The organism is Simplicispira piscis (assembly GCF_054783455.1).
The window spans coordinates 424,199-440,543 of record NZ_BAAGQN010000015.1; the positions used below are offsets into that span (position 1 = coordinate 424,199).

Sequence of the window (16,345 nt, forward strand, 5' to 3'; positions counted from 1 at the left end):
AAACGAACGACCGTGCTACAAATACAACCTCACTAGGAGACGCACCGCATGGATCTCGCATTCACCCCTGAAGAACAAGCCTTCCGCGAAGAAGTTCGCGCCTGGGTTGGCAGCCATCTGCCCCCGGAAATTGCCCACAAGGTGCACAACGCCCTGCGCCTGACGCGGGACGACATGCAGAACTGGGCCAAAATTCTCGGCAAAAAGGGCTGGCTGGCCTTTGGCTGGCCTAAGGAATTCGGTGGCCCCGGCTGGACGGCCGTGCAAAAGCACCTGTTTGAAGAAGAGTGCGCTCTGGCGGGCGCGCCGCGCATCGTCCCGTTTGGCCCCGTGATGGTGGCCCCCGTGATCATGGCCTTTGGCAACGCAGAGCAGCAAAAACGCTTCCTGCCCGGCATCGCCAGCGGCGAAGTGTGGTGGAGCCAGGGCTACAGCGAACCGGGCTCGGGGTCTGACTTGGCCAGCGTGAAGACCCGCGCAGAGCGCGTGGGCAACAAATACATCGTCAACGGCCAGAAGACCTGGACCACGCTGGGCCAGCATGGCGACTGGATGTTCAACCTGGTGCGCACCAGCACGGAAGGCAAGCCGCAGACCGGCATCAGCTTTTTGCTGCTGGACATGAAGTCGCCCGGCGTCACGGTGCGCCCGATCAAGCTGCTCGACGGCGAATGCGAGGTCAACGAAGTGTTCTTCGACAATGTCGAAGTGCCCGCCGAGAACCTCATTGGCGAAGAAAACAAGGGCTGGACCTACGCCAAGCACCTGCTCAGCCACGAGCGCACCAACATCGCCGACGTGAACCGCAGCAAGCGTGAGCTTGAGCGCTTGAAGCGCATCGCCAAGCGCGAAGGCATGTGGGACGACCAGCGCTTTCGCGACCAGATCGCACTGCTGGAAGTGGACATCGTGGCGCTGGAGATGCTGGTGCTGCGCGTGTTGTCCGCTGAAAAGTCCGGCAAGAACTCGCTCGACATCGCCGGCCTGCTCAAAATCAAGGGCAGTGAAATCCAGCAGCGCTACGCCGAACTGATGATGCTGGCCGCCGGGCCCTTTGCCCTGCCCTTCATCGAAGAGGCCATGGAAGCGGGCTGGCAGGGCGACTTCCCAGGCGGCGAAGTGGCCAATGCGCCCCTGGCATCCACCTACTTCAACCTGCGCAAGACCACCATTTACGGCGGCAGCAATGAAGTGCAACGCAACATCGTTGCGCAGACTGTTCTCGGCTGACGCCGACAACAGTCCGCGCATTGCGCGACAGGACTGCTCCCCCGTGCCCCCTCCGGGAGGGGGTTCCAGCTAGAGCTTCGCTGGTTGCACACAGATGGCGCCACGGCGCCACAACCGGCACAAGGAGAGACACATGGATTTTGATTTTTCTGACGACCAGCAATCCCTGCGCGACGCGGTGCGCCGCTGGGTGGACAAGGGTTACACCTTCGAGCGCCGCCGCAGCACCGTGGCCGCCGGTGGCTTTGACCGCGCGGCCTATGGCGAACTGGCTGAACTGGGCTTGACCGCACTGACCGTGCCCGAGGCACAAGACGGGATGGGCCAGGGCCCCATCGACGTGATGGTGGTAATGGAAGAACTGGGCCGCGGCATGGTGCTCGAACCCCTGGCGCACGCCTTTATCGCGAGCAGCGTACTCACGCAGTACGCACCGGCCGAGCTGCAGGCTGCCTGGCTGCCGCGCATTGCCAGCGGCGAAGCGCTGGTAGTCTTGGCGCAGCAAGAGCGCAAGGCGCGCTACACGCTCGAAAAATGTGAAGCAGAAGCGGCTATAACGCAATCTGGGCATACGCTGACAGCTACGAAAAGCATAGTCCCCGCAGGCGACCAGGCCGACGCCTTCCTGGTGCCTGCGCAACTGGACGGCCACATCGCCCTCTTCCTGGTCGAGCGCTCGGCCAGCGGCGTCAGCGCCCAGGGTTACGTCACGCAGGACGGCAGCCGCGCCGCCGAGGTGCAGCTCGAGAACGCCCCTGCCACGCTCATTACCAAAGACGGCCTGGCCGCGCTGGAACTGGCCGTAGACACCGGCATCGCCGCGCTGTGCGCCGAAGCCGTGGGCGTGATGGACAAGGCCGTGGCGCTCACCGTGGACTACATGAACCAGCGCAAGCAGTTCGGCGTCACCATCGCCAGCTTCCAGGCGCTGCGCCACCGCGTGGCTGACATGAAAATGCAGCTCGAACTGGCCCGCTCCATGAGCTATTACGCCAGCCTCAAGCTCGCCGCCCCCGCAGGCGAACGCCGCACCGCCATGGCCCGCGCCAAGGTGCAGCTGGGCCAATCCATGCGCTACGTGGGCCAGCAGATGGTGCAACTCCACGGCGGCATTGGCGTGACCGACGAGTACATCGGCAGCCACTACTTCAAAAAGCTCACGCAGATGGAAATGACGTTTGGCGACACCTTGCACCATCTGGGTGAGGTGTCCAGCCGCATGCAGGAGACGGCGGGGGTGTTTGCCTGAACGGGGCCGCGCCACCCGGATTTAAAAAAGCCCCGCAGGCGTTGTGCCTGCGGGGCTTTTCCGTTGTGCGGGTTGGCCTGTCCGTACCGCAAAAAAATCAAAAAAGAGAGCTGCCAGCGCTTACTGAATAAGCGCTAGCGCCTTTTTTGGCTCTAAAAATCCACCACATGCGGCAAAGGCTCAGTGGCTATGCCCCTCATGCCCACGCCCTTCGGCGCGTTTCTTGTCGTCCACCACATTCACCGTGACGCCATTGGGCAGCACCATGTCGCCAGGGCGCTGGCCCGGCTTGCAGGCTCCCAGCCAGCGGCCTTCAAAAGCCGTGCGGCCGGTGTTGTTCAAGGGCGCCTGGGCGTATTGCACCGAGAAGACCCCTTGGTAGGCGGACTGCAGGTCGCCCGTCAGTTCCATCTGCATCTCCACGCGGTTGTCGTGCACGTAGCACACGGTGCGAATGTCGTGTCCCCCGCCCTTGCTGCGGCGTTTGGACGAAATCTTGCGGCAATTTTCCTGGCCGGGCACGATGGACAGCAGCATGACGGGCTCCGCCTCGGCACTGGTGCATTGCTGCACCGTTTGCGCCCTTTGGGGGCCCTGGCCTGCGCGCTTCAGGGCCAGTTCCCCGCTGCGCAGTGTCACCTCCCACAGGCCGCTCTTGCGCGCGGGCAGGGCAGACTTCTGGGCGGCCCGCTGGGTGGCCGTACCGGCGGCTGCCTTGCTGGCCGCAGGCGCGGCGACCGGTGCATCCTGCGCGGCGCTGTGCGCGGCCATCAGCGCCGCACACAGCACAAGGCCGTAGTGGCTGTATTGCATTTGTACCCCGTGAGTATTTCAAAAAAGATAGCTGTTGGCGCTTTATATATAGGCGTTACAACCGGATTTTATGGAGAAAAAGCCAGCGGCGCACCTCGGCGCCGCTGGCTTTGTTGTAGCGGGCGGGCCGTGTGCCACGCCCGCCGTTTTCAGTGCCGCCTCAAGGCATCTGGCGGCGGCGCATGCCCAAGGCAAACAGCGCCATCAGGGCCGACAGGATGATCAGGCCCCACTCGCTCAGGGTGGGAATGGAGGTCGCGCCACCCGAACCAGGCCCCGCCGCCACGAAGGCAAAGTTCGCTACGCAGCTCGCGGCCGCAGCGTTCACTGTGTAGGTGTAGGGCGCCGTGGGGCTCAGCGTACCCGCGCATGTAGACCCAGCGATGAGACGCGGCACAAAACCCGCAGCGGGCGTGACCGTCCAGACGCGCGTGTCGCCAATGGCCAGCACGGTTTCTCCTGCGCTGTTCTGCCCGGGCGTGGTCACTGTCCCGTTGCCACCAGGCACATTCGTCGTTACCGTGATCGCTCCTGCAGCAGGAACAAATCTCACGTTTACGCCGCAACTAGATTGCGCATTGGTCACGCTGAAGGTGTTGCCGGTACGTATGCCGGGGCAGGTACCGTCGTACACAGCCACATTGCCCGCACCAGGTGTTGCCGTATAAGTCAAGCCACCACCACGCGCCACGGTGGTCGTACCAGAAGGTGTGATCGAGCCGCCTCCGCCGATCACCGTTCCGGTGATGTCCACCGTCTGGTTGGTAAACGTCACGTTGAAGGCACAGTTCGCGTTCACCGGCGTCACCGTATAGGTGTTGCCCACCAGCGTGCCAGGGCAGTTGCCGGTGACCAGCGGTAAATATCCTGGCGCCGGCGTAAAGGAATAGGTGCGCGCACCGCCCCGGGCCAAGTTCACTGTTCCTACAGTATCGATGCTGCCGTTGCCGCCATTGACGGAGGACGTCACCGTGACCGGGTCGTTGGTGAACGAAGCAACCACCGTGCAATTGCTGGCGGCGTTGGTCACCGTGTAGGTGTTGCCCGAGAGCGTGCCGGAGCAGGTACCGCCCACCACGGGGGTGTAGCCGGCAACGGGCGTGAGGGTGTAGACCGTGCTGTTATTGCCGGGTGGCAGCGGGCCTGTGGCTCCCAGGGGGCCAATCGTGCCGTTGCCGCCCGTGACCGAGGAGGTCAGCGTCACGCCAGTGACAAACTCCACGGTGAAGCCGCAGTCCGCCGTTACGGGGTTGACCGTGTAGGTGTTACCGCTCAGAGTGCCGGTACATGCCGTGCCCGCAGCGGGGGGCTTGATCACGGGATACTTGCCTGGATCGGGATTCAGGGTGAACACCTTCGAGCCGCCCTCTTCCACCTGCTGGGGAGTATTGGGCCCGATGGAGCCACCGCCGGCGGGATCAACCGCAGGCGTGACGATGTAGGCCTTGGCGAAATTGGCCGTGGCCGTCACGTCGGTGGTGCCCACAGTGATCACGCACACGTTGCCGCTGGTACTGGTGCAACCCGTCCAGCCCTTGAAGATCGAGCCAGCGTGGGCCACGGGCGTCAGGCGCACTTCATCGCCTTCGGCCACTGGCTTCGTGGTGCCCGTAGTGGAGCAGGCCGTGCTGGCGTCGCCGCAGACCAACCCGCTGGGCACGGCCAGAATGTGGCCCGCGCCCGCACCGGTTGCGTTGGCCGTCACGTTGTGCTGGGTGCCCACGGGGGCGTTCAGGCCTGCCGTGTTGTTGGACAACTGGGAATCGCTGGTGCCCACAGGTGGGGTCACCGTGACTGCAGTGCTGACCGGCGTTGCCGCCGCACCCGTCGTGCCGGTGATGGTGTAAATCACCCCCTCACCCGCAGGCAGATCCGGGTTGTCATTGATCGGGCCCGTGCCGCTCGGATTGCCACAGGCGGCCGTGGTGGAACCGGGCGCCGGAGCACAAGTCCAGGTAACACCCGTGAGACCCGCCAGCGTTTGAATGACCTTCGAATTGAGTGAATCGATTCCACTGAAGTTGGACACCGTGACCGTGATTGGAATCGCCAGCGCGGTACTGGGCGGGTAGGAAATCGCACCGCCATTGCTGACCGTCACGCCCAGATCCACCACGGTCGCACCTGCGCCCAGGACGGTCGTCTTGACCATCGGGCCGATAAAGGCGCTGGTCGTGTTGGAGCGGATGTCGTAGTCACCGTTGTTGACCACGTTGTTGGGACCCGTGGTGGCGGCATCCGCCGGCACGGTGAACTTCACATCGAAGCTGCCGCTCTGGCCATCGTTCAGCATGCTACCTGGCTGGGTGCCGACATCGCATTCGATGTAGTCCGCCCGAGGTGCGGCTCCGGCATGGGGGCCGGAGCACGAAGGCGGGATTGAACCCGTCACGAACGTGGTGTGTTTGCCGTCTTCCGTGATCGGCGCGGCCACACGCACCTTGGAGCCCAGGGCGATCACACCGCTGTTGTTGGTGTAGTTGTAGGTGTAGGTGATCTGCTCACCGGGCTTGGTGGTCGAAGGCCCGGTGGCCGCCACCGACAGGCCTGGCATGAAGGCACCCACCGCGTCCAAATAGACCCGGGCCTCGTGGTAGGCCGCGCCGGGAGAGCAATTGGCGGCATAGACGATGAGCGTGACATCGTCACCCACATCCAGCAGGCCATTGCCGGGGGCAATGTCAAAACCTTGCCAGTCCGTGTAACGGTAGTCACCCACACCAGCCCCCCCCCAGCCTGCACCGGCTGGCGCGGATTTTTGCCACGGCACGCCACTCTGGTTGGCGTAGTTGAAGGTCTGGAAGAGCACCGTGCCCTTGGTATCGTTGCGCACTTCCACATAGAAGTAGGGTTGCTGCACCCCCGAATGCCCGCCATCGGCCAGCACCGGGGCCATGCCGAAGCGGACGTGGATCTTGCCGTCGATGGGATCCACATCGGCCACTGTCATCTTGGCGGTCTGCTCGATGGAGCTGGCCGCATTCGCATCCCGGTCGTTAAGCCGGGCCGCGTGGTTGCCCCACCGGGGATAGGTCAGCGTGCCCGCATTCGTCCAGGGCACATTCACGGTCGGGCCGCTGAGCACAGCGCTCCGTGTGCTGCCTGCTGTCTTGGCAGACAAGCCTAGGGCATTGAGCGTAATAGGTGCTACGGAGCCCGTCGGAGGAGGAGAGGCGGGGAGCGCTGCTCTCGTGTAGCTATTAAGCGTCCAGTTACTGAAATTGCCGGTCTCGAACCCGCCGTTGTCAAAACCCGCATGCGCCATAGGCGCCGCGAGCAAAACACCCCCGACCACCAGGGCTCCAGCCCGCAAGGCTTTGGCACATCTGCGCGCCAAGCCATTCAGCAGCCGTGGCTGCCCCGTTTTTAAGTTATGCATCCATCTCTCCTCTTAAACAAGACCTGTAGATCACATGCTGGCCGAAATCACCCCACGCGCACGATTTGCAACAATCTTTGACATTTCGTGCACAAATACCGCTTGCCACGGGGGCAGATCACTAGGGCGTGTCATCAATCCATTTCGAGGGTGTAGCGAGGTTGCCAGGGGTCATGCCAACCACACCATGGATGCCGCCAGATGGATGGCCCCCAGAAAGTTGCGGGCAGTCTTGTCGTAGCGTGTGGCAATGGCCCGGTACTGCTTCAAGCGTGCGAAGAAGTTCTCGATCAGATGGCGTGCCTTGCACAGGTCACGGTCATATTCGCGCGGCTGTTTGTTCGTCGCACGCGAAGGAATGACCACTGCCTTGCCTTTGTCCAACAACGGCTCGATCAGCCGGGCCTGGGCGTCATAGGCCTTGTCGGCAAGGATGGTTTGCGCGGGTGTGTCCTTAAGCAAGACATCTGTGGCGGGTGTGCACGGCACGAAAATCGCCAAAGCGGGCAGGCAGATCCCGCCAGGGGCTGCCTGCACGGCAGCGGTAGAGCACTGCACGACGAACAGCAGGTTGTCTTTTGCAGTGGCTCCAGACTGTCCTGCCTGACCAGATCGCAGATATCCTTGATGCGCTCCCATTGGGCATCAAGGAGGGCATCTCTGCATCTTTTAGTTACGGCCTCTACGCAGCACCGGGGCTGTGGCTTTCAACTGCAGAGCATTGATGGATGGCATTTTCTAGTTGAGCAGCCGCGACGAGTGCGGCAAGTGGGCGGCCAAAAACTCCATCTGGTCGCTCAGGATGCGCCGGTTGCGCAGGATGAAGTCTTCCCACAGGCTGGGCTCGTAGGGGGTATAGAGCAGGGGCATGTGTGCCTGCTCCGGCGTGCGCGGGCCTTTGCGGTGATTGCAGGGGCGGCACGCGGTGACTACATTCATCCAGTGATTTTGGCCATTTCGTGCAAAGGGCACGATGTGTTCGCGCGTGAGGTCTTCCTCGTGAAAACGATTGCCGCAATAGGCGCAAATGTTGCGGTCGCGTGCAAACAACTTGCCGTTGGTGAGGCTGGGTTTGAGGTCAAAGGGGTTGACGCCCGGTACGCCACGGGTGCCGATGATGCTGTTGACGCCAATCACCGACTGCCGTCCCGTCACTGCGTTGTGCCCGCCGTGGAAAACGGCAATCTCCCCGCCCGATTCCCAGCGCACATCGCCCGCCGCGTAATGGATGACTGCCTGTTCCAGCGAGATCCAGGACTGGGGCAGGCCCTGGGACGACAACTTCAAGACTTTCACAACACGCCTCCTCGAACAACACTGCATGCAAGGAATGGATGAGGCAGCCACGCACCTGTCACGCAGGGCGTGGCCGCTGCGTCACAATATACGCTGTTTTCAAGTCAAATCAGTGTCTTGCGCTGTATGGCCGTGCGCAATGTGCTATTAAAAAGATAACGCTTCATGAAAATCTTTCGCGGCTTCCGCCATCCCGGAATTGCCCCTGCCTGCGCGCTGACGATCGGCAATTTCGACGGCGTGCACCGGGGCCACCAGGCTATGCTGGCGCTGCTCAATGGAGAGGCGGCGCAGCGTGGCATTCCCAGCTGCGCCCTCACCTTCGAGCCCCATCCGCGCGACTACTTCGCAGCCGTGCAGAACAAGCCCGCGCTGGCGCCCGCGCGCATCGGTACTCTGCGCGACAAACTCAGTGAACTGGCCCGCTACGGCGTGCAGCAGACGGTGGTGCTGCCGTTTGACGCCCGGCTGGCATCACAGTCGCCACAGGCTTTCATCCGCGAAGTATTGGTGGACGGCCTGGGCGCGCGCTATGTACTGGTGGGTGATGACTTCCGCTTTGGCCGGCAACGTGCCGGCGACTACGCCATGCTGGACACGGCCGGCCAGGCCCAGGGCTTCGATGTGGCGCGCATGATGAGCTATGAAGTGCATGGCGTGCGCGTCTCCAGCTCCGAGGTGCGTGCAGCCCTGGCGGCCGGGCGCATGCAGGACGCGGCGCAGTTGCTCGGGCGCCCCTATGCCATCTCGGGCCATGTGGTGCACGGGCGCAAGCTCGGGCGGGCATTGGGCGCCAGCGCCTTGGATGCGGGCGATGGTTTTCGCACCCTGAATCTGCGCTTTGCGCACTGGAAACCCGCCGCCAGCGGCATTTTTGCCGTCACAGTGCACGGCCTGGCCGAGCACCCCCTGCCCGGCGTGGCCAACCTGGGTATTCGCCCCTCGCTGGACCCGCAGGACGTCAACGGCGGCCGCGTGCTGCTCGAAACCCATTGCCTCGAATGGCCGCAGCATCTGGGCGCCGAAGGGGCCTACGGTAAAATCATCCGCGTGGAACTGCTGCACAAACTGCACGACGAGCTCAGGTACGACAGCCTCGATGCCTTGACCCAGGGCATTGCGAAGGACTGTGCCGATGCGCGCGCCTGGTTTGCCGCCCACGCTGAAACCTGCCGCCAGACCACGCGCGACCGAATTTGATGCGTTGGCACCGCCCGCCGCCTTCGACAGGCTCAGGCAGGCAGACCGCCAACATCCCCTGCCACCGCCTTCCGGACGCTGTAGCGCCCGGGCCGAGCTTGTCGAGCCTTCCCCGAAAACCATTCGCCATGTCCGACGCCAACAACGCCAGCCCCCCCGATTACCGCAGCACCCTGAACCTGCCCGACACCCCCTTCCCCATGCGCGGCGACCTGCCCAAGCGCGAGCCGGGCTGGGTACAGGAGTGGGACGAGAAGGGCCTGTACAAAAGGCTGCGCGATGCCCGCCACGGCAAGCCCAAGTTCATCCTGCACGATGGACCGCCCTACGCCAATGGCCAGATCCACATGGGCCATGCGGTCAACAAAATCCTCAAGGACATGATTGTCAAGGCGCGCCAGCTCGAAGGTTACGACGCGCTGTATGTGCCGGGCTGGGACTGCCACGGCCTGCCGATCGAGAACGCCATCGAGAAGAAATTCGGCCGCAAGCTCTCGCGCGACGACATGCAGGCCAAGAGCCGCGCCTACGCCACCGAGCAAATTGCGCAGCAAATGCTCGACTTCCAGCGCCTGGGCGTTCTGGGCGAATGGGACAACCCGTACAAAACCATGAACTTCGCCAACGAGGCGGGTGAGATCCGCGCGTTCAAGCGCGTGATCGAGCGGGGCTTCGTTTACCGCGGCCTCAAGCCCGTGTACTGGTGCTTTGACTGCGGTAGCTCGCTGGCCGAGTTCGAGATTGAATACGCAGACAAGAAAAGCACCACCCTCGACGTGGCCTTCAAAGCCCATGATCCGGCCCGGCTGGCCGCCGCGTTTGGTATCCCGCAGCTGACCAAAGACGCCTTTATCGTCATCTGGACCACCACGGCCTGGACTATTCCAGCCAACCAGGCGCTCAACCTCAACCCGGCCCTGCCCTATGCGCTGGTCGACACCGAGCGCGGCCTGCTCGTGCTGGCTGCCACGCTGGTCGAAGACTGCCTGGCACGCTATGGCCTGACCGGCCAGGTGATCGCCACGGCCCTGGGCGAAAAGCTGGGCGGACTGGAATTCGAACACCCGCTCTACGACATGGACGCGGGCTACCGCCGCCTCTCGCCCGTTTACCTGGCCGACTATGCCACCGCCGACGACGGCACCGGTATCGTGCACTCTTCGCCCGCCTACGGCCTGGAAGACTTCAACTCCTGCCGCGCCCATGGCTTGGCGCTGGACGACATTCTCAACCCCGTGCAAGGCAATGGCGCGTATGCGGCCGAGTTCCCGCTGTTTGGCGGCCAGCACATCTGGAAGGCGGTGCCGGTCATCCTCGATGCGCTGCGCGTGGCCGGCCGCCTGATGGCCACCAAGGACATCACGCACAGCTACCCGCACTGCTGGCGCCACAAGACGCCGGTGATCTACCGCGCCGCAGCCCAGTGGTTTGTGCGCATGGACGAGGGCGAAGGCGTCTTCACCCAAGACAAGGCCCCTAAAACGCTGCGCCAGACCGCCCTGGAAGCCATCGAGCACACCAGCTTCTACCCTGAGAATGGCAAGGCCCGCCTGCGCGACATGATTGCGGGACGGCCTGACTGGTGCATCTCGCGCCAGCGCAGCTGGGGCGTGCCCATCCCGTTCTTCCTGCACAAGGACTCGGGCGAGTTGCACCCGCGCACCATGGAAATCCTGGACCAGGCCGCTGCCATCGTCGAAAAGGGCGGCATCGAGGCCTGGAGCCGCGTGACGACCGAAGAAATCCTGGGCGCCGAAGACGCACCGCACTACACCAAGAGCACCGACATCCTGGAAGTGTGGTTCGACTCCGGCTCCACCTTCAGCCATGTGCTGCGCGGCACGCATCCCAATGTGCACCACGACAGCGGCCCCGAAGCCGACCTCTACCTCGAAGGCCACGACCAGCACCGCGGCTGGTTCCACAGTTCGCTGCTGCTGGCCAGCGCGCTTGAAGGCCGCGCGCCCTACCGCGGCCTGCTGACCCACGGTTTCACAGTCGACAGCCAGGGCCGCAAGATGAGCAAGTCGCTGGGCAACGGCATCGACCCGCAGGAGATCAACAAGAAGCTGGGCGCCGAGATCATTCGCCTGTGGGTGGCTGCGAGCGACTATTCGGGCGACATTGCGGGTGACGAGAAGATTCTGGCGCGGGTGGTGGATGCCTACCGCCGCATCCGCAACACGCTGCGCTTTTTGCTCGCCAACGTGAGCGATTTCGACCCCGCCCAGGACGCCGTGCCTTTCGAACAGATGCTGGAAATTGACCGCTATGCGCTGACCCGCGCCGGCGAATTCCAGGCCGAGGTACTGGCGCACTATCGTGACTATGAATTCCACCCCGTGGTGGCCAAGCTACAGCTGTACTGCTCCGAGGACCTCGGCGGCTTCTACCTCGACGTGCTCAAGGACCGGCTCTACACCACCGGGGCCAAAAGCCTGCCCCGCCGCAGTGCCCAAACTGCACTGTGGCACATCACCCACGCCATGCTGCGCTGGATGGCACCGTTTCTTTCGTTCACCGCCGAAGAAGCCTGGAAGCTGTTTGGCAATTCGGACTCCATCTTCCTGGAAACCTATGGTGCCATCGGCGTCTCGGCATCGAGCGACGAAGGCATGCTTGCCAAATGGGGGCGCATCCGCACGATCCGCGACCTGGTCAACAAGGAAATCGAACAGCTGCGCGCCGCCGGCCAGGTGGGCTCGTCGCTGCAGGCCTGCGTGGAACTCACCGCAGGCCCTGAAGACCACGCCCTGCTCGCCAGCCTGGGGGATGACCTGAAGTTCGTGTTCATCACATCCGCTATTCAATTGATAGCTGGCAGCGATCTTCAGATAAGCGTTACAGCCAGTTCTGATGCCAAGTGCGAGCGCTGCTGGCACTACCGCAGCGATGTGGGCCACGATGCCGCCCACCCCACCCTGTGCGGGCGCTGCACCAGCAACCTCTATGGCGCCGGTGAACACCGGGCGTGCGCCTGATGGCCCGCTCCACGGGGTGGGCTGGCCGCCCGAGCGCGCGCCTCTGGCCCTGGCTGACCTGGGCGCTGCTCATCCTGATCGCAGACCAGTTCACCAAGACACTGATCCTGGGGTACTACCAGCTCGGTGATGCCACCTTCATCACCAGCTTCTTCAACATCGTGCGGGTGCACAACACCGGGGCAGCGTTCTCCTTCCTGTCCACGGCGGGGGGCTGGCAGCGCTGGCTGTTCACCGGCATCGGGGTGGCGGCAACCCTGTTCATCCTGTGGCAACTGCGCCAGCATCCGGGGCAAAAGCTGTTCTCATTTGCGCTGTCCAGCATCCTGGGCGGTGCCATTGGCAACGTGGTCGATCGGCTGATGCACGGCTACGTGGTGGATTTTTTGGACTTCCACTGGGCGGGTTCGCACTTTCCCGCATTCAACATCGCCGATGCCGGTATCACCGTGGGCGCGGCCTGCCTGATTCTGGACGAGCTGCTGCGCGTCAGAAAGACGTAACACCCCCCTGAATCGCCTGCGGCGCGGTGGCTCCTGGCCTGGGCCGCGCCTGCTTACGCGCCCTGGATGGCGTTCAAGGGCCAGCGCGGCTTGACGTCGAAGGCATAGTCGAACCGGGCCTGCTGCTGGCCTGACTGCAGGCGCATGGCGGCCGCCATGGCAATCATCGCGCCGTTGTCGGTGCACAAGTGCAGTTCAGGGTAGTGCACGCGCACATGCCGTGCTGCGCAGGCGGCATCCAATTGCGCACGCAACAGGCGGTTGGCACCCACGCCGCCTGCGACCACGACGCGCTTGAGCCCGCTGTCCTGCAGCGCGGTCAGCGTTTTTTTCACCAGCACATCCACAATGGCGGCCTGCGTGCTGGCGGCCAGATCGGCCTTGCGCACTTCCAGTTCATCGCCCAGTTTGCGCGCCTGGGTCAATACCGCTGTCTTCAGTCCGGCAAAGGAAAAATCCAGGTTGCCACTGTGCAGCAAGGGACGCGGCAGCTTGAAGGCTGTGGGGTCGCCCTGCTCCGCCAGGCGCGACAGCGCCGGGCCGCCGGGATAGCCCAGGCCCATGAGCTTGGCGGATTTGTCGAACGCCTCGCCCGCCGCATCGTCAATGGTTTCACCCAGCAGCTCGTAGCGGCCCACGCCTTCCACGCGCATGAGCTGTGTGTGCCCACCCGAAACCAACAGCGCCACAAAGGGAAATTGCGGCGGATCGGCACTCAGAAAAGGTGACAACAAGTGGCCTTCGAGGTGGTGCACGCCCAGCACGGGCTTGTCCAGCGCGCAGCCCAGCGCACAGGCCACGCCCGCCCCTACCAGCAGAGCCCCCGCCAAGCCAGGGCCACGGGTATAGGCCACCACATCCACTTCGGACAGGCGGCAACCGGATTCGGCCAATACCGTTTCGGCCAGCGGCAACACACGCCGGATATGGTCACGGCTGGCCAGCTCGGGCACCACGCCGCCATAGGCCTGGTGCATGTCGATCTGGCTGTGCAGCGCGTGCGCCAGCAAGTCCGGCACGCCGCTGCCCTGCGTGCGCACCAACGCCACGCCGGTTTCGTCACACGATGATTCGATGCCCAGCACCAGCATGTTTTGCACGTCCATGGGCGGCAAGTGTAGGGCCTGCAAGCGGCCCGATCGTGTTTACTGCAGCCTGAACGTGGCTGCCAACGCAGCCAGATGGCGTGCCTGCTCCTGCAGGGCGCTGGATGCCGCCGAGGTTTCCTCGACCAGCGCAGCGTTCTGTTGCGTCACGCCGTCCAGGTGCGCCACGGCCTGGTTGATCTGCCCCAAGCCCATCGCCTGCTCGCGGCTGGACGAGGCGATCTCGCCCACGATGTCGGCGACGCGCTGGATACCGGCCACGATTTCCTGCATGGTGGCCCCAGCCAGCGCAACTTGTTCGCTGCCCACGCCCACCTTGTCCACCGAATCGCTGATGAGGGTTTTGACCTCCTTGGCCGCTTCGGCGCTGCGCCCGGCCAAGCTGCGCACCTCGCTGGCCACCACGGCAAAGCCCCGGCCCTGCTCGCCCGCGCGGGCGGCCTCAACGGCGGCATTGAGCGCCAGGATGTTGGTCTGGAAGGCAATGCCATCAATCACGGCAATGATGTCCACGATCTTGCGCGACGACGCATTGATGGCTTCCATGGTGTCCACCACTTGCGCCACCACCACCCCGCCCCGCTCGGCCACGCCGGTGGCAGTCGCCGCCAACTGGCTCGCCTGGGCCGCACTGTCGGCGTTTTGCTGCACGGTGCTCGACAGTTGTTCGGTAGCGGATGCCGTTTCTTCCAGCGCGCTGGCTTGCTGCTCGGTGCGCGCGGACAGGTCGTGCGTGCCCACGGCGACCTGGGTGGATGCTCCGGCAATCGTGTCGGCGCCGCTGTGCACCTGGGCAATCATGTGGTGCAGGTTGCTGCGCATGGTTTCCATCTGCGTGAGCATGAGGCCAATTTCGTCACTGCCCGAAGACTCGACCTTGACCGTGAGGTTGTTGGATGCAATAGCTGTGGCTGCGGCATTGACCTGGCGGAAACCCGAAACGAGGCGTCCCAGCAGCAGCAATGCCATGAGCGAGGCAGGCAACCCCAACACGAACGTGGCGAAGGCGAACACCATCAAACCGATTTCATAGCGGTGTTGTGCAGCCTTGAGGGCAGCATCGGCACGGGCCACCTGGAAATCGCGGTACTGTTTGGTGGATTTGATGACGGTTTCGCCGTGCTCGCTCCCGGCCTTCAGGAATCGCGCCATCACTGTCGGCTGGAAATCGCCCGCCTGAATGGCCTTGGTGGCCTCGTCCAGCTCGGCCACCCAGGCCATGCGACTGGCCCGTGTGGCATCAAACACCGTTTTTTCTTCGGGATCGGTGATGCTCGACTCGATGGTCTTGATGATCTGGCTGACGCGATCGCGGTTGGTCGCGATGGCATTCAGATGCATGGACAGCTCGTGGTTGTGGATGGATGCCAACGGGCTCTCGGGGGCATGCTGGAACGCCAGAAGCACCTGGAGGCGGTTCTGCACGGTCAGGTCCACCAAATCGGATGCCATCAGGGCGGGGATCATGGCGCGCTCATGCACGGTCTTGAGACTGTCGCGCGCAGATGACAAACCCCAGTAACTCACCGCAATCACGACTGCGCCCGAGAGCCAGAATGCGCTCAGAATAACGACATAGCGCAGCGTGATACGAAGGTTGTTTAGCATGCTTTCTTTCAATTTGTTACGCGCGAACCATCATAACGCCCGCACAAGCCATCTCATGCGCATCTGAGCACAATAGTCGGACACTGGCGGCAGTGCGCCGACATCGGTAGCCGCCCGCCATGGGACAATCGCGCCCCATGAATCCGGAACAGTACGTCCAGCAAAAGGCTGCCGCCTCAGGCAGCAGCTTCTATTACGCCTTCCTGTTCCTGCCTCGCCCCCGGCGTGCAGCCATCACAGCGTTCTATGCATTCTGCCGTGAAGTGGACGACGTGGTCGATGAAGTGACCGACCCCGGTGTGGCCCGCAACAAACTGGCCTGGTGGCAAGGTGAAGTGGCGCAAGCCTTCAAGGGCCAAGCCACGCACCCGGTGATGCAGGCACTGATGCCACACACCGCGCACTACGAGATCGAGCCGCGCCACTTGATGGCCATCATCGAAGGCTGCCAGATGGACCTGGAGCAGACCCGCTACCTCGACTATCCGGGCCTGCAGCGCTACTGCCACCTGGTCGCCGGTGTGGTGGGCGAGGTGGCGGCGCGTATTTTTGGCCAGACCGACCCCGCCACCACGCAGTACGCACACCGCCTGGGGCAAGCGTTGCAATTGACCAACATCCTGCGCGATGTGGGCGAAGACGCCATGCGCGGGCGCATCTACCTGCCGGTGAACGAGCTGCAGCAGTTTGGCGTGAAGGCGCACGAAATCCTCCAACGCGAATATTCCGAACGCTTTACAGCGCTGATGCGCTTTCAGGCTGCGCGCGCGCACGGGTTGTACGAAGAAGCCCTGGCGCTGCTGCCCGACACCGATCGCCGCACCCAAAAACCGGGCCTGATGATGGCCAGCATCTACCGCACCCTGCTGCGCGAGATCGAGCACGACAACTTCCAGGTGCTGCACCAGCGCATCAGCCTGACGCCGCTGCGCAAGTTCTGGCTGGCCTGGAAGATGCAGGCCCTGGGGCGCATGTAATTG

Annotated in this window: 11 protein-coding genes and 1 pseudogene; 6 read left to right on the forward strand and 6 right to left on the reverse strand. The window is 63.5% G+C overall.

Annotation, left to right across the window (positions count from 1 at the left end):
* Positions 1–48 precede the first annotated feature (48 nt).
* The gene (locus tag ACYVOC_RS11725; RefSeq protein WP_461161926.1) at positions 49–1,230 is read left to right on the forward strand and encodes an acyl-CoA dehydrogenase family protein; all 1,182 of its coding nucleotides are present in this window, start codon (positions 49–51) and stop codon (positions 1,228–1,230) included.
* Positions 1,231–1,363: 133 nt separating this feature from the next.
* Positions 1,364–2,479, forward strand: coding sequence for an acyl-CoA dehydrogenase family protein (locus ACYVOC_RS11730; protein WP_461161927.1), 1,116 nt, complete (start codon positions 1,364–1,366; stop codon positions 2,477–2,479).
* 180 nt (positions 2,480–2,659) lie between these two features.
* Here ACYVOC_RS11730 and ACYVOC_RS11735 read toward each other — a convergent pair whose 3' ends face one another.
* The 4 genes and pseudogenes from ACYVOC_RS11735 to ACYVOC_RS11750 all read right to left on the reverse strand — a co-directional run bounded on the left by ACYVOC_RS11735 (position 2,660) and on the right by ACYVOC_RS11750 (position 7,967).
* Entirely contained in the window at positions 2,660–3,292 is a 633-nt protein-coding gene (locus ACYVOC_RS11735; RefSeq protein WP_461161928.1) for a DUF3617 domain-containing protein, read from the reverse strand.
* A 160-nt stretch (positions 3,293–3,452) separates the two neighbouring features.
* Complete coding sequence (locus ACYVOC_RS11740; RefSeq protein ID WP_461161929.1) at positions 3,453–6,671, reverse strand: IPTL-CTERM sorting domain-containing protein; 3,219 nt, start codon at positions 6,669–6,671, stop codon at positions 3,453–3,455.
* Between the two features lie 171 nt (positions 6,672–6,842).
* Positions 6,843–7,300: pseudogene (locus ACYVOC_RS11745) on the reverse strand (transposase).
* A gap of 109 nt (positions 7,301–7,409) precedes the next feature.
* Positions 7,410–7,967, reverse strand: coding sequence for an HNH endonuclease (locus ACYVOC_RS11750; RefSeq protein ID WP_116004566.1), 558 nt, complete (start codon positions 7,965–7,967; stop codon positions 7,410–7,412).
* A gap of 165 nt (positions 7,968–8,132) precedes the next feature.
* Here ACYVOC_RS11750 and ACYVOC_RS11755 point away from each other — a divergent pair, with 165 nt between their 5' ends.
* The 3 genes from ACYVOC_RS11755 (at position 8,133) to lspA (ending at position 12,651) form a co-directional block, all read left to right on the forward strand.
* Positions 8,133–9,167, forward strand: coding sequence for a bifunctional riboflavin kinase/FAD synthetase (locus ACYVOC_RS11755; protein ID WP_461161930.1), 1,035 nt, complete (start codon positions 8,133–8,135; stop codon positions 9,165–9,167).
* A 128-nt stretch (positions 9,168–9,295) separates the two neighbouring features.
* On the forward strand, positions 9,296–12,148 hold the full coding sequence (gene ileS / locus ACYVOC_RS11760; RefSeq protein ID WP_461161931.1) for an isoleucine--tRNA ligase: 2,853 nt from the start codon (positions 9,296–9,298) through the stop codon (positions 12,146–12,148).
* Positions 12,148–12,651, forward strand: a complete 504-nt coding sequence (gene lspA / locus ACYVOC_RS11765) for a signal peptidase II (protein ID WP_461161932.1) — start codon at positions 12,148–12,150, stop codon at positions 12,649–12,651. The genes ileS and lspA overlap by 1 nt, the downstream gene beginning before the upstream one ends.
* Before the next feature lie 53 nt (positions 12,652–12,704).
* Here the strand turns inward: lspA and tsaD are convergent, their stop codons facing one another.
* A complete protein-coding gene (gene tsaD / locus ACYVOC_RS11770; RefSeq protein ID WP_461161933.1) occupies positions 12,705–13,757 on the reverse strand; it encodes a tRNA (adenosine(37)-N6)-threonylcarbamoyltransferase complex transferase subunit TsaD in 1,053 nt (350 codons plus the stop codon).
* Between the two features lie 39 nt (positions 13,758–13,796).
* Positions 13,797–15,365 (reverse strand): methyl-accepting chemotaxis protein, encoded by a 1,569-nt coding sequence (locus tag ACYVOC_RS11775; protein ID WP_461161934.1) that lies wholly within the window; start codon positions 15,363–15,365, stop codon positions 13,797–13,799.
* A 137-nt stretch (positions 15,366–15,502) separates the two neighbouring features.
* Here ACYVOC_RS11775 and hpnD point away from each other — a divergent pair, with 137 nt between their 5' ends.
* Positions 15,503–16,342, forward strand: a complete 840-nt coding sequence (gene hpnD / locus ACYVOC_RS11780; protein WP_116006111.1) for a presqualene diphosphate synthase HpnD — start codon at positions 15,503–15,505, stop codon at positions 16,340–16,342.
* The last annotated feature ends 3 nt before the right edge of the window (positions 16,343–16,345 follow it).